We start from the raw sequence: 19,188 nt of genomic DNA, 5'->3' as shown, positions 1-19,188 counted from the left end.
CGTGGGACATAAGGGGGGAGGGATCCCATGCGATACAGGCTTCCGATACTCGATACTCGCGTGCCTACGCGCGCGCTCGCAGGCATGCTGCCGTTCCTGCTGGTCGCCTGCGGAGGCGGTCACAGGCTCGATGAGCGTGATTTCGCCGGCGGAACCCTTGCCGTTGAGGCGTACGCGCCCGCGTCTGCCGTGGTGCGCACTACCGGCGTAAAGCACGACTCGGATGACGAGCTGCTCGACGTGATTCTCGAGACTGGCGGAGGTGTCGCGCGCGAGGTGGAGGCCCGGCGGGCCGCGACGCGGCTCCGCCAGGCCGCGTCGGAATTCGACATCGCGAGTCGACTTTCAGAGCGCCTGGGAGCCCGGGTCGGTCGCTCCCTCGGTACGAGGCCCACCACCGGGGCGGCTGGGGCGGATTTTCTCCTGGAGCTGGACGTCCGCCGGTACGGCATCCGCGCGGATGACGCATCTGCCAGCGCCTTTCTGGAGGCCGACGTATACCTCTTCGATGCGGACGGAATCGAGCTCTGGCGGCGCAGCGTGCACGCCTGGGACCGGCTCACCCCCCGCGTCCACGCCGACCTCGGCGGAGTCGTAACGGCCGCTACGCTGCATTACGTCACGGTGGAGGACCTGGAGCGAGCCGTGGACGGCATGGTCGACGCCGCCGCGAGCCGGGTCGGCCGGGACCTGCGCGACGACCTCCGGGACGTGCGCGGCTAGATACTGAAAACGGGGGCCGGCCTTTGGGCCGACCCCCGCTTTTCCTCCCGGCGTGAAGCCTGAACCCTCCTAGTACATCCCGCCCATGCCGCCGGGCATGCCGCCGGCTGCGGGGGCCGTCTCGGCCTCGGGCTTCTCGACCACGACGGCTTCGGTCGTGAGCAGCAGACCCGCTATGGAAGCGGCGTTCTGCAACGCGGTCCGGGTCACCTTCGTCGGGTCGATCACCCCCGCCTCGACCAGGTCCTCGTACACGTCGGTCTGCGCGTTGTAGCCGTAGTTGGCGTCCTTGCTCGCGCGCACCCGCTCCACGACGATCGAACCTTCGGCGCCCGCGTTCGCGGCGATCTGCCGGATCGGCGACTCGAGCGCCCGGCGCAGGATCACGACGCCGATCTGCTCGTCCTCCGTATCGAGCTTGAAATTCTCGAGTTGCCCCTGGGCGCGCAGCAGTGCCACGCCGCCACCGGCAACGATGCCCTCTTCCACCGCGGCGCGCGTGGCGTGCAACGCGTCCTCGACCCGAGCCTTCTTCTCCTTCATCTCGGTTTCGGTCGCGGCGCCCACGTTGATCACGGCCACGCCCCCGGAGAGCTTCGCAAGCCGCTCCTGGAGCTTCTCCTGGTCGTAATCGGACGTCGACTTGTCGATCGCGACGCGGATCTCCTCGATCCGCCCCTTGATCTCCTCGCTGTCACCAGCGCCGTCGATGATGGTGGTGTTGTCCTTGTCGATCACCACTCGCTTGGCGCCCCCCAGGTCGTCCAGGACCGTGTTCTCCAGCTTGAAGCCCACGTCCTCGCTGATGACCTGGCCGCCGGTCAGGACGGAAATGTCCTGAAGCATGGCCTTCCTGCGATCGCCGAAGCCAGGAGCCTTGACGGCGCACACCTTGAGCGTGCCGCGCAGCTTGTTCACCACCAGAGTGGCGAGCGCCTCGCCCTCGACATCCTCGGCGATGATCAGGAGCGGCTTGCCCATCTGGGCGACCTTCTCCAACACCGGGAGGAGATCCTTCATGGCGCCGATCTTCTTGTCGTGCACCAGGATCATGGGATCTTCGAGCACCACTTCCATGCGCTCCGGATCGGTGATGAAGTAGGGCGAGAGGTAGCCGCGGTCGAACTGCATGCCCTCGACCGTCTCGAGCGTGGTCTCCAGGCCGCGCGCCTCCTCGACCGTGATCACGCCGTCCTTGCCGACCTTCTCCATGGCGTCGGAAATCAGATCGCCGATCTCCATGTCGTTGTTCGCGGAGATGGCGCCGACCTGGGCGATCTCCTTCTTGCCCTTGGTCTCGGTCGAAACCCCGTGCAGCTCCTCGACCACCTTCTCGACGGCCTTGTCGATGCCGCGCTTGATCGCCATGGGATTGGCACCCGCGGTCACGTTCTTGAGGCCCTCGGTGAAGATCGCCTGCGCCAGCACGGTGGCGGTCGTGGTGCCGTCGCCGGCGTTGTCGGAGGTCTTGGTCGCGACCTCCTTGACCATCTGCGCGCCCATGTTCTCGACCGCGTCCTCCAGCTCGACCTCCTTGGCCACCGTGACGCCGTCCTTGGTCACCGTGGGAGAGCCGAACTTCCTGTCCAGAACGACGTTGCGGCCCTTGGGACCGAGCGTCACCTTCACCGCCTTCGCGAGCTTGTCCACGCCCTTCTTGAGGCGCGAGCGCGCGTCGACGTTGAACTCGAGTTCCTTTGCAGCCATGGCTGCGTTCCTCCTATCTGAAATGAATCTCGCAGGGTCCTGCGTCGGCGCGGTACTATCCGACGATGGCGAGCACGTCCGATTCGCGAAGGATCAGTACCTGGTCTCCATCGATCGTGATCTCGGTCCCGCTGTACTTGCCGTAGAGGATGCGATCGCCGGGCTTGACCTCCATGGGCGTGCGATCGCCCTTGTCGTTCACCTTGCCGGGTCCAACCGCGACCACCTCGCCCTGCTGTGGCTTCTCCTTGGCGGTGTCTGGAATGTAGAGCCCACCGCGCATCTCCTCGGTCTCCTCGAGGGGCTTGACGACCACCCTATCCGCGAGCGGGGTGATCTTCGTGGCGCTGACTGTCGCCATGTCCCTGGTCCTCCCTATGCCTGGTTGAAAAGGTGACACATCCGACTTGGCCGAACGGCCGTTAGCACTCACCGGTCGCGACTGCTAACAACGCATCGGCAATGTAGAGGGCACTCGACCTATGTCAAGCGCCCCGCCGATGTTACGCCGAAGCATACGCCGTGCCCGAAACACCTGTCAGGGTGGCAGATTGTGGCCCCTTGGAACGTGTCCGGACGACGGAGGCTCGCCCGGATGCTGCCAAACTGCCCTACCGGGCCTTCCCGCGCGCGTGTTCGTAGGCGAGCGCCAACCCTTCGAGCGTGAGCCACGGCTCGACGCGGGACACCGTGCGACACGCGGGAGCGATGGCGGTGGCGAGTCCGCCGGTCGCGATGGTCAGAACTTCCTCCCGGCCCCACTCCTCGCGGATCCGGACCACGATTCCGTCGATGGCATCGACGGCTCCCCAGAACAGGCCGCTGGCCAGGCACGATTCGGTGCGGCGCCCGATGACCCGCTCCGGACGCACGGGCTCGAACCTGGGCAGCTTGGCCGCGCTCTTCCCCAGCGCGTCCGCGCTGGTCTGCACCCCGGGCGCGATCACGCCGCCGATGAACACGCCAGCGCGGGTGATGCAGTCGTAGGTCGTGGCGGTGCCGAGGTCGACGACGATCGTGTCCTCGCCGAAGCGCTGGGCGACCGCGAGCGTGTTGACGATGCGGTCGGCACCCACCGTCAACGGCTCGTCCACATCCAACGTGATGGGCAGCGGAGTGGTCGCGTCCACGACCAGCGGCTCCACCTGAAACAGGACCGTGCAGGCCTCACCAAGGGGACCCGTCACGCGAGGCACCACGGACCCGATCGAGGCCGCGTGGATGGCGCTCGGCTCGAACCCCCGGTGCTGGAGCATGGTCGAGATCAGCAGAGCCATCTCGTCGGCGCTGCGCAGGGCGCCCGTCGCCAGGCGCCACGCGTCTCTTCGCTCCGAGCCAGCGTACAGGCCGCACGCGATGTCCGTATTGCCCACGTCGATCGCCAGGATCATTCCAGCCTCCGGGTGTGCGCGCCGCCGCCGACGCGTGTCTGCACCGGCCGGACCCTGCCGGCCTGGACGAGGGTGATGGCCCCCGACGGGTGCGCGACCCGCAGCGCGCCGCCGCGATCCATGCCCAGAGCGACCAGCTCTGGTCCGCCATCCACCCGTACCGCGCGACCCTTGAGCGCGTCGCGCGCGTCGAGCGCGAGCAATTCTTCGGGAGAAAGCGGCTCGAGCGGCGCGGTCGCCAGTCCGGCCAGCCTCGGCGCCAGCGCCGTGAGCAGCGCTGGACGCAACGCCGCGCCGCCCGTCTCGTGGGCGACCGACGTGGCCGTCTCCCTGATCTCCTCGGGCAGAGAGGCTACGTCGTGCCCGACGTTCACGCCGACTCCGGCGATCACGTACTCCAGTTGGTCCGCCTTGAATGCGGCCTCGCACAAAACGCCCGCGAGCTTGCCTCCACCGGGACCCAGCAGATCGTTGGGCCACTTGATGCGGGTGTCCAGAGAGAACGCGTCCTCGAGCGCCGCGGCGAGCGCGAGGCCGACGCGCAAGGAGACCACGCCGACCGCCGCTCCCGCTCCGGGTACCCGCGCCGGCCGCAGCACCGCCGAAAGGTAGAGCGAGAGCCCCGGCGGCGACCACCACTTGTCCCCGGACCGGCCGCGCCCGTCGGTCTGCGCGTCGGCGATGACGAGCGCCCCGGCGGGTGCCCCCTGGCCCGCCCACGCGCGCGCCTCGTCGTTGGTCGAACCCACGACGCCGCGCGCGCGCACCGCGGGCGCGCCGAGCACGCGGCGCCACTCGGCCCCCGTGCGGCCCTCCCAGCGCCCGTCGGCGGCTATCCGCGAACCCATAGCGCCAGCAGGAACAGCAGGCCCGCCGGCCACACGTAGTAGGCGAACGTGTGAAAAGCGCGGCGCCGCACGAGCCAGAGGAGAGAGCGGATGGCGACCACCCCCGACACGAGCGCCACGACGAAGCCGGCCCCGAGCGCCAGGCCCTGCGCGCCGCCGACCGAACGGCCGATCTCCGGCGTCTTCAGCAGCGCGGCCCCGGCCACGGCGGGCATGGACATGAGGAACGAGAACTCCGCCGCGCGCTCCGCGTCGACGCGACCCCAGAGGCCTGCGGCGATGGTCGTTCCGGATCGGGAGATCCCCGGCAGGATGGCGAACGCCTGCGCCACGCCCATGGCCAGAGCGCGGCTAGCGTCGATGGGCGAATCGCCGCCGGACCTGGCGGCCGTGGACCAGAGCACGGCGCCGGTCACGAGGAGCATCGCGCCGGTGATGGCGGGCGCGTCGAAGGCGCGCTCCAGCGCGTCCTCGAAGCCCAGCCCCACGACCGCGGCGGGCACGGAAGCGAGCGCGAGCAGCCCCGCGTAACGCCACGCCTCGGGCTCGCGCCGCGCCAGCCCCGCGGCCAGGTCCGCCAGGCGCCGTCGGTACACGACGGCGACCGACAGCAGGGTGGCCACATGCAGCACGACCTCGACGACTACGCCCGGGGCCGGAACCCCCAGAAACCACTGCGCCATCACGAGGTGCCCCGAGCTCGATATCGGGAGGAACTCCGAGAGGCCCTGCACCAACCCGAGGAGCGCGGCCTCGAGCGCGTTCACCCGGCCAGCACCCGCTCGTACAGAGCTTCGTAGCGGGGCACGACCACGTCGGCCGCGAACGCCATCGCCGCGTCTCGCGCGGCCGCGCTGGCGGCCGCCCAGGTCGCCTTGTCCGAGATGAAGGACAGCGCGGCCGCCGCCATCGCGTCCACGTCACCGACCGGCACCAGGAGGCCCGAGTCCGGCTGGCGCACGACCTCCGGCAACCCGCCCACGTCGGACGCCACGACCGGGACGCCGCAGGACATGGCCTCCAACGCCACCAACCCGAAGGCCTCGGTTTCGCTGGGCAGCAGGAAGAGGTCCGCGCAGGACAGGATCTCCACGACCGACTGCTGCTTGCCGAGGAACACCACGCGGTGGTCGATGCCTTCCTCCTCGGCGATCCGCTGCGCCTTGCCCCGTTCGGGACCGTCGCCGACCAGCAGCAGACGTACCTCCGCTTCCTCCGCCATGAGGCAGAAGGCGCGCACCACGTCTTCCACCCTTTTCACGGGGCGGAAGTTGGACACGTGCACGATCAGGCGCTCGTCATCCGACTGCGCGAAGGTCGCCCGGTGACAAGGCCGCGCATCGCGTTTGTAGATGTCGGGGTCGACGAAGTTCGGGATCACGTCGATGCAGTCCTGGGGCACGTCGAAGCGATCCACCGTCTCCGCGCGCAGGTACTCGGACACGGCGGTGATGGCGTCCGAGCTGCGAATCGAGTAGCGCGTGACCGTGCGGTACGAGGGGTCGTGTCCCACCAGCGTGATGTCCGTGCCGTGCAGCGTTGTCACCACCTTGGGCGCGGCCTCGCCGAGCATCTGCTTGGCCAGCAGCGCCGAGGTGGCGTGCGGGACCGCGTAGTGCACGTGCAGGACGTCCAGGTCGTGCTTGGTAGACACGTCCTGCATGGCGACCGACAGCGCGAGCGAGTACGGCGGATACTCGAACAACGGATAGGAGGGCACCTCCACCTCGTGGTAGAACACCCCCTCCACGAAGCGCGGCATGCGGAACGGCGGCGCGTACGTGATGAAGTGGACCTCGTGTCCCCTGCTGGCCAGTTCGAGCCCCAGCTCCGTGGCCACGACGCCCGACCCCCCGTACACCGGATATCCCGTAATGCCTATGCGCATTCAGCAGCCCCGTTCGGCGGCCCGGCCAACCCGGACCGGCCGGAAGATCGACGCGCGCCCACGTTCAGGGAACCCCCTCGGTGGCCCGGGCCCAACGGGACAGGACCGCGTCGGTCAGAGCGGACGGGCCGGACGACGCGTCCAGCCTCAGCGCGGACGCCGCCACCTGGTGTCGGAACCACGTGCGCTGCCTGCGCGCCAGACGCCTGGTATTGGCGGCGAGCCTGGCGGCCGCGTCCGCCACCGCTTCCCCACCGCGCAGCCACGGAACGAACTCCGCGTATCCGGTGGTCCCGAAAGCAGGCACGTCGGTGCCGTGCCGCTCGGCCAGGCCCCGGATCTCCTCCAGTAGGCCCGCCGCCAGCATGCGCTCTACGCGCCGCCCGATACGATCCGCCAGGATCTCGGTGGGGAGGTCCAGGACCACGACCAGGAGAGGCACCGCGGCCCGCGCGGTCCCGGCCGCGTGCCAGTGGCTCAGGGGCTGCCCGCTGAGCAGCGCGACTTCCAGGGCGCGCAACTCGCGCTGCCGCCCGCCGCCCCGCGCCAGGCGCCTCGCCGACTCCGGGTCCAGCGCGTAGAGCCAGCGCGACCGCTGCTCGCCGGACAACTGTTCCAGGTAGGACCGCAGCGCGTCACGCGGGCCGGACGGGAGCGGCGGCTCTGCGAACAGCGGGTGGGTGAGCGCGCGCAGGAAGAAGCCGGTACCGCCGACCAGCAACGGTACCCGCTCCCGGTCACGAATCTGGGCGATCCAGCGCGCCGCGTCGCGCCCGAAACGGCCCGCGCTGTAGCGCTCCTCCGGCTCGACCAGGTCGATGCCGTGGTGCGGCACGAGGGCGCGCTCGGCCAGGCTCGCCTTGGCCGTGCCGATGTCGAAGCCCCTGTAGACCTGGCGACTGTCCACCGAAACGATCTCGCAGCCGAGTCGCCCGGCGAGCTCCAACGCCAGGTCCGACTTGCCGACGGCGGTGGGGCCGACGATCGCCAGGCCGTGCGGGGTCACAGGGACCGGCAAGGTCTCCTCAAGCGCGGCCGAAACGGCGCGCCAGCTCCTCCATGGAGATGCGAACGATGGTGGGGCGGCCGTGCACATCGTGCGCGGGCAGCTCGGTGGCGAACAGTCGGTCGAAGAGTTCTTCCATTTCGCTCGAATCCAGGCGCTCGCCCGCCTTGATCGCTCCCTTGCAGGCGAACGTCATCGCGATGCGCTCGTGCTGGTTGCGCGCGGCGCGGGTGAGCGAGCTGCCTTCCGCCAGCTCGGCGATCATGTCCCGAAGGCAGCGCTCGGCGTCAAAACGCGGGTGCGCCGCGGGCACCCCGCTGACAAGCACCGTGCGACCCCCGAACGGCTGCACCTCGAAGCCCGCCTGCGCGAAGATCGACGCCGACTGCTCGACCGCGTCGTACTCGGCGGGGGCGAGCCGCAGCGTCAGCGGAAAGAGCAGCGTCTGCACCTCGGCCCCGCCCTCGCTCATCCGTCGCATGGTCGCCTCGAACAGCACGCGCTCGTGCGCCGAGTGCTGATCGACCAGCAGCAGGCCACCCCTCGTCTGGGCGACGATGTAGGTCTCGTTGAGCTGCCACAGTCCGGTCCGGTACGGCGCCCCGCCGGCCGCGGTGCGCTGCGCGGACGCAGCGGCGGGCGGGGGGGCTCGCTCCGGCGAGCGCTCGTCCGCCGCCTCAGCGTCCCTCACTGGCTCCGTCGATGTTGCCGTCCCCAGGAAGCCGAGCTGGTTCAGCGGCGCGTCCTCTTCGGGAGGGGTTCGGCGCGCCTCGGGCGTCGCCGCCTCGGCGTCTTTCAGCGAGGGGGTCCAGCGCAGGCGGCCCGGTGGCGCCGAGCCCAGCGCCGCCGCGCTGTCGAGTCCGGCCAGGGCGCCGCGCACGGCCCGCTCGACGGCGGCCTCGACGTCCGCCCGCGCGCGAAAGCGGACCTCGGCCTTGGTGGGGTGGACGTTCACGTCGACGCGGCCGGGCTCCACCTCCAGGTAGAGGAGCAGGGTCGGTCGGGCGCGCTCGCCTTCGGGCACGGTCGTGCGGTACGCGCGCTCGGCGGCCGCGGTGATGCCCGGGTCCCGGAAAGGCCGACCACCCACGAAGAGGTGCACCCGCCTGCCGGCCGCGCGCGCCGCCGCGTCCGGCCGCTCCACCAGTCCGAATACACGCACGCCGTCGCCCTCGGCTTCCGCGCTTACGAGCGTCTCCGCGGCGTCCGACCCCCAGAGCTGGATCACGCGCTCGCCCAGCACTGCCGCCGCCGGCAGATCCAGGAGCTCGCGGCCGTTCGACACGAGCCGAAACGCGCACGACAGGTTGGACAGCGAGAGGGTCGTCACGGTCGCCGAGGTGGCGCGCGCCTCCGCGGCCGCCGAGCGCAGAAAGGCAGCGCGCGCGGGCAGGTTCCCGAACAGCGCGGAGACCCGCACCGTCGTGCCCGGCTGGCGGGCGCACGGTTCGATCGCCACCAGCCGGCCCGCCTCGGCGCGCAGGCGCGTACCGACGCCGCCGGCTTCCGCCGTCTCCAGCGCGAACCGGGACACGCTGGCTATGGACGGCAGCGCCTCCCCGCGGAAGCCGAAGGTGAGGACCCCGGCCAGCTCGTCGGCGGCCGTGATCTTGCTCGTCGCGTGGCGGTCCAACGCCACGCTGGCGTCCTCGCGGTTCATGCCCACGCCGTCGTCGGCCACGCGGATGTCGGTCTTGCCGCCGTTGCGGATCTCGATCTCGATGCGCGTGGCCGCGGCGTCCAGTGCGTTCTCCACCAACTCCTTCACCACCGACGCCGGCCGCTCTACCACCTCCCCGGCGGCGATCTGGTTGACCACTTCGTCGGGCAGCAGGCGGATGCGGCGGGTTACGGCGAGCGGGCGCATCGGTCCCCTAGAAGACGATCGCGCGGAGCACGAAATAGATGGTCATGCTGAACGCCGCCGCGATGGGTACGGTCGCCAGCCAGGACGCGATGATGTTGCGCACCACGCGCATATTGAGCGCCGCCATGCCCTGCGCCAGCCCCACCCCGATCACGCCACCGACGAGCGTGTGAGTCGTCGACACCGGGATGCCCATGCGGCTCGCGATGAGCACCGTCGCGGCCGCCCCGAACTCGGCGCAGAAGCCTCGAGTGGGGGTCATCTCGGTTATCTGCCGGCCCACCGTCTCGATCACGCGATACCCGAGGGTGGCCAACCCCAACACGATGCCGACGCCGCCGAGCAACAGCACCCAGAGCGGCACGGGCACCGTCGTGGCGATCTCCTGGAACCCCGTGCGCGCCAGCGTCACCACGGACGCGAGCGGGCCGACCGCGTTGGCGACGTCGTTGGCACCATGCGCGAACGCCACGAAGATCGCGGTCGCGACCTGCAGCACGGCGAACATCCTCTCGACGTGCTCGTACGGTCCGCCCGGGTGGGCGTCCGCGCGCTTGATGAGCGGCCGCGACGCCAGGGTCGCGACCGCCCCCAGCGCGAGCGAGACGCCCACCGCGAGTGCGAACGGAGGCGCCTCGATGACGTTCTTGAGCGCCTTGTAGATGAAGGACAGGAAGATGATCGTGACTACCAGGCCCACCAGGTACGGGCCGATCTTCCTGGACGCCCCCGCGGGATCCTCGCTCTGGAGGATGCGTCGGCGGATGAAGACGAACGTCAGGAACCCGAGCAACGCCCCCAGCACCGGAGACGCGAACCAGCTCAGGACGATCTCGAGCATCGTCCCCCAGTCGACCCCGGCGAGGCCGAACGTGGCGACGCCGATGCCCACCACTGCCCCGACGATGGAGTGGGTGGTCGACACCGGCAGCGCCAGGTGGGTGGCCACGTGCAGCCAGGCGCCCGCCGATATGAGCGCCGCGAGCATGCCGAGCGCGAGCAGGAGGGGGCCGTCGGCGCCCGCCGGGCCGGTGGGAGCGAAGAGCGATACCTCGACGATGCCCTTGCGGATCGTATCGGTGACGTGCGAGCCGACGAGCAAGGCGCCGAGGAACTCGAAGATCGCGGCGAGGATGATCGCTTTCTTCAGCGTCAGCGCTCCCGACCCCACCGACGTACCCATCGCGTTGGCGACGTCGTTGGCGCCGATGTTCCACGCCATGTAAGCGCCGCCGATCAGCGTGACGACCAGAAGCCCGCTGCCGAGATCCATCGCCTAGCGCCGCGCCAGCATGAGGCGCAGCCGGTCGGCGGTGTTCTCGGCCCGGTTGGCGATGTCCCCCAGGGTAGCCAGGATGCGCATCCAGAAGATCACCGAGACGGCCCCGAGCTCTTCTTCCCGCGCCAGCACCGCGCGGGTCGTCTCGGCCTGACGCTTGTCGGCCTCCCACTCGTAGTCGGAGATGCGCTTGATCCGCTCCAGCGTCTTGTCCACCTCGGGGCCGGCGAACGACGCCTCCTGCAGCGTGGGCAGCGCGCTCGCGGTCTCGTACCACAGTTCGCTCGTGCGCACGACCTGGTCGACGAACGCCGCCAGGGGCTCCCGCAGGCCGTCGGGCGTGGGCGTTTGTCGCATCGTCAGAAGCACCGCCAGGTCCTCGGCCCTGTCCGCGATCGCGTCCTGCTCCTTCAGGAAGAGGAGCAAGTCCCCGCGGTCCACCGGCATGAACAGGGAGCTCGGCAGGTGGTCCCGGATGTCGTTCTTCACCTCATCGGCTTTGTGCTCCAGCCGGGAGATCCTCTCGTACACCTCCTGTACCCGGCTCCAATCGGAAGCGGTGAAGGCCTCGAACAGCTCGGGCACGAGCTCGACTGTCTGGTGCACCCGCTCGGTGTGCTCGAGCAGCGGCCCGAACGGCGAGCGCGCGAAGAGCGCGGCGATCGTCCGCATACAACCCCCTTTTCTTTCGCGTCAGGCGCTCAGGCCGTAGAACTCGCACGCGTTCCGGGTGGTCTGGCGCGCCACCGCATCGACGTCCACCCCGAGTTCGGCAGCGACCGCCCTGGCGACCTCGACCACGTACGCCGGTTCGTTGCGTTTGCCCCGGTGAGGGACCGGAGCAAGGTACGGGCTGTCGGTCTCGATGAGGAGTCGGTCGCCCGGAACGGCCGAGAGCAGGTCCCGAGGAGGGAAGTTCGGGAACGTGACGAGCCCCGAAAAAGACACCCACCAGCCCGCCTCCAGGCCGGCCTCCAGCAGGGGCGCCTCGCCCGCGAAGCAGTGCAAGACGCCGCGCACATCGGGGGCGAAGTCGCGGATCACTGCGGCGGTGTCAGCGTCGGCGCTGCGACAGTGCACCACCGCCGGCAGCGAGGCGTCGCCCGCCAGCTTCATGTGCGCTTCGAAGGCGCGCCGTTGCGCCGCCCTGGGCGCGTTGTCGTAGTGGTAGTCGAGGCCCGTCTCGCCGACCGCCACGACCTCCGCTTCGTCCAGCAGGGCGGCCACGCGACCAAGCGCTTCCTCGCTCGCCTCATCGGCCACGTGCGGGTGGATGCCGGCGGTGCAGAACACCCCAGGGTGGGAGCGGGCGAGGTCGAGCGCTCGGGTCGCGTCCCGCGCGTCGCTGGCGATCGAGACCACCCGCGTGACCGATGCGGCGCGGGCGCGCTCGAGGATCTCGTCGACGTCGACCCGCAGGCGCTCCTCGGTGAGGTGACAGTGCGAGTCGAAAAAGCTCGGTGGGCCGGTCAGCTCGCCTGACTCCGCGCCGCCGCGGGGGGCGTTGCGGGGGATTTCGCGTTGCGCGAATCGGATCCGGCCACCCCACCCTGCTTGCGCTTCCACCGATCCTCGATCTCGAGCAGCGCCGGCGACGCCACGAAGATCGACGAGTACGTGCCCACGATGACCCCCAGGATCAGGATCAGCGCGAACGGGCGGATGATCTCCCCGCCGAGCATGGCCAGCGACAGGAGCGCGACGAGCGTCGTGCCCGAGGTAATCACGGTGCGCGGGAGCACCTCGTTGATGGAACGGTTCACGAGCGCCTTGTAGTCGGCCCGGCGCCCGCCCTTGCCGAAGTTCTCCCGGATGCGATCGAACACGATGATGGTGTCGTTCAGGGAGTACCCGATGATGGTCAGCACCGCCGCCACGGTGGCGAGCGAAACCTCCATGCGCAGAAGCGCCAGCAGGCCCAGCGTTACCAGGATGTCGTGCACGGTGGCGACCACCGCGGCGACGCCGAAGCGCATCTCGAATCGAAACGCCAGGTAGACCAGCGTCACCACGAACGAGAGAAGTATGGCGAGTAGCGCCCTGAGCTGGAGCTCGCTCCCCACCTTCGGGCCGACGGCCTCCACGCGCACCACGCTGCCCACGTCCGCGCCGTAGGCGGCGTCCATCAAGCCATCCAGCCGCTCGGTCACGTTCTGGCCGGCTTGCTCGAAGCTCGGCATACGCACCAGGAACTCGGCGTCCGATCCGTACTGGCTGATATCGGCGTCCGCGCCCAGGTCACCCAGCGCCGCGCGCACAGCGCCGGCGTCGGTGGACTGCTGGAACTGTAGCTGGACGAGCGTGCCGCCGGTGAAATCGACGCCGTAGTTCAGCCCGAAGACCGCCAGCGCCACCACGCCGATGCCGACGACCACCGCGCTGAAGACGTAGGTGCGACGGCGCAGGCCCAGGAAATCGTACCTCGTGTCGGAAAGAATCCTCATGATTCCTCGCGCCTCAGATGCTCACCTGGCGGGCGCCGCGGCGCCTCGCGAGGTAGAAGAGGAACAGGGTCCGGGTCACGTACACGGCCGAGAAGAACGACGCGATGATACCGATCGATAGCGTCACCGCGAATCCGCGCACGGGTCCGGTGCCCACCTGGAAAAGGATCAACGCCGTGAGAAGCGTGGTCAGGTTGGAGTCGACGATGGCCGACATCGCGTGCTGGAACCCCTCATCGACGGCCGTCCGGGCAGGCTTGCCCGCGTCCAACTCCTCGCGCGTACGCTCGAAGATCAGGACGTTGGCGTCCACGGCCATGCCGATCGACAGGATCAGGCCGGCGATCCCCGGCAGGGTGAGCGTGGCTCCGAACGCGGCCAGGCCACCCAGCACGAGCACCAAGTACACCCCCAGCGCTACGATCGCCAGCAAGCCCGCCACCTTGTAGTAGATCGCCATCAGCAGGATCACCAGGAGGATCCCCACGATGCCCGCCAGGGTGCCCTTGTCGATCGAATCCTGACCCAGCGTCGGCCCGACGGTCCGCTCCTCGATGATGTCCAGCGGCGCCGGCAGCGCGCCCGCGCGCAGCACCAGCGCGAGGTCCTGCGCCTCCAGCAGCGGCGCCGCGCCCAGCTCGATCTGCCCGCGTCGGCCGATGCGCGCCTGGATGACCGGCGCGCTGAACACCTTGTTGTCCAGCACGATGGCCATGTAGTCGCCGATGTGCTGGCCCGTGAAGCGCTCGAAGATCCGGCCGCCACGGCGGTTGAACTCGAACTGGACGATGGTCTGGTTGAACTGGGGGTCGATGTTGGGAATCGCGTCCTCGAGGTGCTCGCCGGTGATGGCGGGCTCGTCGTTGAGGATGTAGAGCTCCCAGTACGGCTCGGCGCCCACGCCGATGGGGTCGGCGCCCCACAGGATCTCGGTGTCGCGCGGCATCGCCCGGTCGACCGACTCCAGGGCCAGGAAGCGCTCGACGAGCTCGCGGTCGTTCTCGCGCACGAAGTAGATGCCGGGCTGGCCGCTGTTCAGAAGCAGCGCGGTCAACGGACGATCCTCGGGCTCCGTTGACAGCGTGTCCGCCTCCTCCTCGCCGGCCGCCGAGTCCTGCGCGGCTGCCCCGTCCTCGTCGCCCTCGATCGGGCCCTCGGCCGTCTGCGCGCCGGTGTCGCCCTCGGCGGCCTGCTCGGCGCCGGCCTCGGCCTCGGCCGAGTCGCCCTCGGCGGTCAGCTCGGGCGCGTCCCCGCCCCCGAACAGGAGCTCCTCCACGGCCGTGTTGCCGCCTCCGTCCACCGACTCCAGGGCGCGGTCCCCCAGAGCGTTGGGGCCCAGCTCGTTGACGATCGCGCGGTCGATGCGAGGCAGCGCGGCGACGAAGTCGGCCAGCCTCGGCCCCTCGTGCAGGAGCTGGAATTCCAGGAAAGCGTTGGCCTTGATGACGCCCTTGGCGCGCTCGGGGTCCTGGCTGCCGGCCAGCTCGACGATCAGCCGCTCGGCGCCCACGCGCTGGATGAGAGGCTCGCGCACGCCCAGCTCATCGATGCGGTTTCGGATCACGGTCTCGGCGCGGTCGATGGCGTCGCGCTTGGCCTCGTCCGTGAGCGTCCCGTCGGGGTCGCTCACCTCCAGCACGAAGTGCGACCCGCCCTGGAGGTCGAGCCCGAGGTTCACCCACGAGCACCCGATCGCCACCTCGCCGGCCGCGGGATCGTCGGAGGTGGGCTCGCACAGCTCCTGGCGCGTATCCCAAAGGAAGTAGAACGCACCCGCGATGACCGCGAGTATGACGATGGCCCTGCCTCTGAGGGTGCCAAGCATCGGCTGACTTCCTGACGTCGCTGGCCTCTGAGAACGCCCGCCGTGGAGTCTGGCGGGGCGCGCTCGGACCGGGGTTCGAGAACCTGTGACAAAGACGGAAAAAGCTCGCCGGGCGGGCGGCCATTGTCAACGTGGAAAAGAAGGGCCGCGGGTCAGTCGCCCGCGTACACGATCCTCCACACGCGGCCGCCTCTGTCGTCCGTGACATACAGCGCCCCGTCGGGGCCGACAGCCCCGCCGGCCGGTCGGTGGGTCGCCCCGCGCGGCGAGACATCCGCACCCGCGAAGCCATCGGCGAAGACCTCCCAGTCGCCGCTCGGTTCGCCATCCGCGAACGGTACGAACGCGACGTTGTATCCTCCCTGCGGGAGCGGAGCACGATTCCAGGAGCCGTGGAAGGCGACGAACGCGCCGCCCCGATAACGCTCCGGGAAGGCGTCGCCTTCGTAAAAGGTGATGGCGTGGGGGCCCCAGTGCCCTGGAAAGGAGACGATCGGATCCTTCTTGTCGGCGCAGCGGCCGGTGACTTCGCCGTCGCCGCCATATTCTGGGGCCAGAACCTTGCGCTCCAGTTGCCGGTCGTAATAGCAGTACGGCCAGCCGAAGTCGTCGCCCTGCTCTATGCGGAACATCTCCTCGGCCGGCTTCTCGGCGTTGTCCTCCACCGAGAAGCCCCACGAGACCAGCATGTCGCGGCCATGCTGCACGCCGTAAAGCAGCCCGTCCGGCCCCAGGGTCAGGCCGATCACGTTGCGCGTGCCGGTGGCGTACCGCTCACCGTCCGCCTGCATCTGACCCGTCGCCTCTGTCGAGAATCTCCAGATCCCGCCGGTCGAGTCCAGTTGGGCGCAGGGATCCATGCCGGGCTGCCCGTGTGCCTCCGCGCAGGCGTTGCCCGTAGAGCCGACGTTCAGGTAGAGCCAGCCGTCGCGGAGGACGAGCGGCTTTGCCTGGTGGGTGCCGCCCCGACAACAGCTCCTCGGCACGTGGGCCACGATCGTATCCACCGCGCCCACGGCCTCCATGGTCCCCATCGGCACGCGGATCCGATGCACCGCCGTGGTCGCGGCCACGTACACGAGGTCGCCATCGAGCGTCACGCCGGTGCCGCCCCCGAGGTCGTCGATCCTGGCGCTCGCATCGGCCACGCCGTCCCCGTCGCCGTCCCTCAGCATCAGGAGCCCACCCCAGCCCTGGCCCCGGGGAGCGCGCAGGTTGACGAACACGATCCCGTCCTCTCGCACGGCGATGTGCCGGGCAGGGCCGACCTCGTCCGCGAACACGCTGGCGCAGAATCCGGGCGGCAGGGTGATGCCTCCGTTGTCTTCGACGCAGACAACGGGAGTCTCCCCGTCCTGCGCGTCCGCGGAGTCCGGACGTTCGGCGGCGCAACCGACCGCGACGAACCCGGCGATGAGAGCGAGGATTCTGCGTTGGGCAGGCAAGGCTATTCTCCTTCTGGCGCTGGATCGACTGGACGGCCAATGTGCCCGGCCCATGCCGGCCCGGTCAATCGCTCGGCGCGAGTGGCGCCCGACGCCGGTCGGCGAAGTCTTCGCGAAGGAGCGCAACGTGGCCGAACTGGGCCGCAAACAACGGCGAGCGAGCGGCCGAGTGTCACCTTTTCAACGGCGGTGGCGGGTAACGCGCATCGCGTGCACGCTGGCGTTGGGCGGAGCCGCCACGGCCTGCGGCGACCCACCCCCGGCGCCGCCCCTTGGTGCGGATTCGAGCGCGGCGCTCGTGGTCCGCTCCCCGGCGCCCGCCTGGGAGGACGGGGGCGCCTGGCGCATCGCCGAGGAGCCGACCTTTCGCCTGGCGCTGGGTGGGAGAGATGAACGCGGCCGACCTCCGGTCACGGGCGCGGCGCGCACGCTGGACGGAGCCGTCTTCGTGCTGGCTCCCGATGGTTGGCTGATCCGCCACGCCGGCAGGCAAAGGGACACCGTACCGCTGCCGCCCGAAGCTGGTGCGGCCGACTGGCTCGAGGCCGCGCCGGACGGGCGCGGACTGCTGACTTTCGCGCGAAGGACCGGCCACGCGGCCGACCTCGCCGCGGACGGGTCCGTGCGCGCCGCTGCCCGCCTGCTGGGATTGGCGGGTGCGCCGCAGCCCATCCTGGTGGGCGCGCTGGACGACGGGAGATGGATCGCGACGGCGATCGCTCCTGCTCTGCCCCGCACCCCGGGCGCCGCGCGAGACCCCCTGCTGCTGCTCCGCTACGGACGCGACGGCGGCCCAGCCACGGTGCTGGATACGCTGCCCGGATACGAAGCGTGGATCTTCCTGGCGGAGGAGGTCCTCGACCTGGCGCTGGTGCCGTTCGGCCGCTTCTCCGTCGTGCAGGTGGAGGGTGCGCTGATCCACGGGGGGGCGAACGACGCCTGGTCCGTGGACACGCGCACGGCCGACGGCGCGCTCGTCCGCAGCGCCGTCCTCGAGCTGCCGCTGCGCCCGGTGGACGAGGCCGAGTTCGATGCGATGCTGCGCGGGCGCCTGCGCGCCGATCCGCTGGAGGCCAAGGCCGAGGTCGCGTCCGGCACCTTCGAGGAGCTCCCCCGCCCCGCAACCGCTCCCGCCTTCGGACGCATCCTGGCCGACCCGGCGGGGCGACTCTGGCTCGCCGATTTCGCGCCGGATGGGCAGGCGGCGACGACGTGGACGGTCCTCGACGCCGACGGCTCCTGGCTCGGTAGCGTCGCGCTGCCTGACGGGCTGCGCCTGGAGCAAGTGGGCGACGACTGGGTCCTCGGGAAAGTGGAGGTGGACAGGAAGTGGCAGGTACGCGTGCACTCCATCGAGCGCTAGCCTACCCCAAATCGTGTCTCGCGAAGACGATCGTGGCTGCTAGTTCCAACCAGATGGACGGGTGGTCGTGCTGGCCGCTGGGCACGGTAAAGGTGACCGACCCGGAGGTGCCATTCGCTACCGAACGCGAGCCCGTCAGTGCGCCGGGACACAGTTGGGACACAGTCTCGATACCGAGCTTTGGCTAGGTCAGATGCAGGATGAGGCCGCCGTCGGTGGGCGTGGCTGTTTTGACCAAGAGGGTCTCTGTCCGGCGAACCGTCTCTCGGCCCCGCTCGCGGATCTCCCCTTCATACTGGACCCGGGTGTGGAGTAGGCGACGCGCCGCCAGGTCGGCCACTAGGACGCGGCCCTCCGCACTGGCTCGGCCGTCGATGTAATCCGGTCCGCCATCGTGAGTGCGAGCGGAACGGCGTCGACGGTATAGGGTCACGTAGCCGTGGCCGGCGTAGCCGCCAACCGTCGCCGTGGGTGTATCGTTCATGCTGGCACCAGTTTTCCCGTCGCGCGCTCCAGCGCGTCGTTCACGAAGTCGTTCATGCTTACGCCCGTGCTCGAGGCGGCTATCGCGAGCTTGCGGTGTAGCGGCCTCTTAGCGCAATGGGCCCGGTGGGACTCGAACCCACGACCTGCCGATTATGAGTCGGATGCTCTAACCAACTGAGCTACGGGCCCGTCGCGGCGGCAATCTAGGTGAAGCCCACGCCGAGGTGAAGGGCGCCGCGCGAGCCTCGCCCCGGGAGCCCTACCGCGTGCCGAACATCCTGTCCCCCGCGTCGCCCAGCCCGGGCAGGATGTACCCGTGTTCGTCGAGCTCTCGGTCCAGCGCCGCGGTGTAGACGCGCACGTCCGGATGCGCTTCCAGGAGGCGCTGCACTCCCTCGGGTGCCGCGACAATGCACACGAACCGGATCCGGGCCGCGCCCGCCTTCTTGAGTTGGGTGATGGCGTCCGCGGCCGAGCCGCCCGTGGCCAGCATCGGGTCGAGCAGGAGTACGTCCCGAGTCTCGGCGTCCGCGGGGATCTTCACGTAGTAGGGCACCGGTTCGAGGGTCTCGTGGTCGCGGTACATCCCTATGTGGCCCACGCGCGCCGACGGAATCAGCCTCAGGATCGCCTCCACCATGCCCAGGCCGGCCCTCAGGATGGGCACGAGCACGAGCTTCTTGCCGGCGATCCTCTCCTGCACGGTCGCCTCCAGCGGCGTCTCCACCTCCGCCGGCTCCAGGGTGAGGTCCCCGGTCGCCTCGTAGGCGAGCAGGATGGAGATCTCGTCGACGAGCTCCCGAAACTGCTTCTTGGACGTGTCGCGGTCTCGCAGGAGCGTCATCTTGTGGCGCACCAGCGGGTGCTCCACGACGGTCAGGTTGGCGAATTCGTGCGGCATGAGGCTCCCGGGAGA

Annotated in this window: 18 protein-coding genes and 1 tRNA gene; 2 read left to right on the top strand and 17 right to left on the bottom strand. The window is 69.8% G+C overall.

Going from position 1 to position 19,188, the window contains the following annotated elements:
- The first annotated feature begins 27 nt into the window (after nt 1-27).
- On the top strand, nt 28-723 hold the full coding sequence (locus ABFS34_01595; protein ID MEN8374123.1) for a hypothetical protein: 696 nt from the start codon (nt 28-30) through the stop codon (nt 721-723).
- Nucleotides 724-792: 69 nt separating this feature from the next.
- Here the strand turns inward: ABFS34_01595 and groL are convergent, their stop codons facing one another.
- The 14 genes from groL to ABFS34_01525 form a co-directional block, all read right to left on the bottom strand.
- Nucleotides 793-2,430, bottom strand: coding sequence for a chaperonin GroEL (gene groL, locus ABFS34_01590; protein ID MEN8374122.1), 1,638 nt, complete (start codon nt 2,428-2,430; stop codon nt 793-795).
- 55 nt (nt 2,431-2,485) lie between these two features.
- The gene (gene groES, locus ABFS34_01585; protein MEN8374121.1) at nt 2,486-2,791 is read right to left on the bottom strand and encodes a co-chaperone GroES; all 306 of its coding nucleotides are present in this window, start codon (nt 2,789-2,791) and stop codon (nt 2,486-2,488) included.
- 250 nt (nt 2,792-3,041) lie between these two features.
- Nucleotides 3,042-3,821, bottom strand: coding sequence for a type III pantothenate kinase (locus tag ABFS34_01580; protein ID MEN8374120.1), 780 nt, complete (start codon nt 3,819-3,821; stop codon nt 3,042-3,044).
- On the bottom strand, nt 3,818-4,669 hold the full coding sequence (locus tag ABFS34_01575) for a biotin--[acetyl-CoA-carboxylase] ligase (protein ID MEN8374119.1): 852 nt from the start codon (nt 4,667-4,669) through the stop codon (nt 3,818-3,820). Before ABFS34_01575 ends, ABFS34_01580 begins: the two co-directional genes overlap by 4 nt.
- The gene (locus tag ABFS34_01570; GenBank protein ID MEN8374118.1) at nt 4,654-5,436 is read right to left on the bottom strand and encodes an undecaprenyl-diphosphate phosphatase; all 783 of its coding nucleotides are present in this window, start codon (nt 5,434-5,436) and stop codon (nt 4,654-4,656) included. The genes ABFS34_01575 and ABFS34_01570 overlap by 16 nt, the downstream gene beginning before the upstream one ends.
- Entirely contained in the window at nt 5,433-6,557 is a 1,125-nt protein-coding gene (gene bshA, locus ABFS34_01565; GenBank protein MEN8374117.1) for an N-acetyl-alpha-D-glucosaminyl L-malate synthase BshA, read from the bottom strand. Before bshA ends, ABFS34_01570 begins: the two co-directional genes overlap by 4 nt.
- 64 nt (nt 6,558-6,621) lie before the next feature.
- The gene (gene miaA, locus ABFS34_01560; GenBank protein ID MEN8374116.1) at nt 6,622-7,575 is read right to left on the bottom strand and encodes a tRNA (adenosine(37)-N6)-dimethylallyltransferase MiaA; all 954 of its coding nucleotides are present in this window, start codon (nt 7,573-7,575) and stop codon (nt 6,622-6,624) included.
- Between the two features lie 7 nt (nt 7,576-7,582).
- Complete coding sequence (gene mutL / locus ABFS34_01555) at nt 7,583-9,430, bottom strand: DNA mismatch repair endonuclease MutL (protein MEN8374115.1); 1,848 nt, start codon at nt 9,428-9,430, stop codon at nt 7,583-7,585.
- A gap of 7 nt (nt 9,431-9,437) precedes the next feature.
- Nucleotides 9,438-10,703 carry an inorganic phosphate transporter gene (locus ABFS34_01550; GenBank protein MEN8374114.1) on the bottom strand — a complete coding sequence of 422 codons (1,266 nt, stop codon included), beginning with the start codon at nt 10,701-10,703 and terminating at the stop codon, nt 9,438-9,440.
- A gap of 3 nt (nt 10,704-10,706) precedes the next feature.
- Nucleotides 10,707-11,381: a TIGR00153 family protein gene (locus tag ABFS34_01545; GenBank protein MEN8374113.1), complete on the bottom strand. Its 675-nt coding sequence runs from the start codon at nt 11,379-11,381 to the stop codon at nt 10,707-10,709.
- 21 nt (nt 11,382-11,402) lie between these two features.
- On the bottom strand, nt 11,403-12,275 hold the full coding sequence (locus ABFS34_01540) for a TatD family hydrolase (protein ID MEN8374112.1): 873 nt from the start codon (nt 12,273-12,275) through the stop codon (nt 11,403-11,405).
- Nucleotides 12,179-13,153, bottom strand: a complete 975-nt coding sequence (gene secF / locus ABFS34_01535; GenBank protein ID MEN8374111.1) for a protein translocase subunit SecF — start codon at nt 13,151-13,153, stop codon at nt 12,179-12,181. The genes ABFS34_01540 and secF overlap by 97 nt, the downstream gene beginning before the upstream one ends.
- Nucleotides 13,154-13,166: 13 nt before the next feature.
- Complete coding sequence (gene secD, locus ABFS34_01530) at nt 13,167-14,978, bottom strand: protein translocase subunit SecD (GenBank protein MEN8374110.1); 1,812 nt, start codon at nt 14,976-14,978, stop codon at nt 13,167-13,169.
- A gap of 152 nt (nt 14,979-15,130) precedes the next feature.
- The gene (locus ABFS34_01525; GenBank protein MEN8374109.1) at nt 15,131-16,423 is read right to left on the bottom strand and encodes a PQQ-dependent sugar dehydrogenase; all 1,293 of its coding nucleotides are present in this window, start codon (nt 16,421-16,423) and stop codon (nt 15,131-15,133) included.
- A 169-nt stretch (nt 16,424-16,592) separates the two neighbouring features.
- Between ABFS34_01525 and ABFS34_01520 the strand changes: the two genes are divergently transcribed.
- On the top strand, nt 16,593-17,786 hold the full coding sequence (locus tag ABFS34_01520) for a hypothetical protein (GenBank protein MEN8374108.1): 1,194 nt from the start codon (nt 16,593-16,595) through the stop codon (nt 17,784-17,786).
- Between the two features lie 184 nt (nt 17,787-17,970).
- On the opposite strand, the gene ABFS34_01515 is transcribed toward ABFS34_01520, so the two are convergent.
- The 3 genes from ABFS34_01515 to upp all read right to left on the bottom strand — a co-directional run bounded on the left by ABFS34_01515 (nt 17,971) and on the right by upp (nt 19,173).
- Nucleotides 17,971-18,270, bottom strand: coding sequence for a hypothetical protein (locus tag ABFS34_01515; protein MEN8374107.1), 300 nt, complete (start codon nt 18,268-18,270; stop codon nt 17,971-17,973).
- A 117-nt stretch (nt 18,271-18,387) separates the two neighbouring features.
- Nucleotides 18,388-18,461, bottom strand: a tRNA-Ile gene (locus ABFS34_01510).
- Between the two features lie 70 nt (nt 18,462-18,531).
- Nucleotides 18,532-19,173, bottom strand: a complete 642-nt coding sequence (gene upp / locus ABFS34_01505; protein ID MEN8374106.1) for a uracil phosphoribosyltransferase — start codon at nt 19,171-19,173, stop codon at nt 18,532-18,534.
- Between the last annotated feature and the right edge of the window lie 15 nt (nt 19,174-19,188).

The sequence above is a fragment of the Gemmatimonadota bacterium genome (assembly GCA_039715185.1).
Lineage (GTDB): Bacteria > Gemmatimonadota > Gemmatimonadetes > Longimicrobiales > RSA9 > DATHRK01.
Note: the sequence above shows the minus strand (reverse complement) of the source record. Positions and strands in the feature narration are given on the sequence as shown.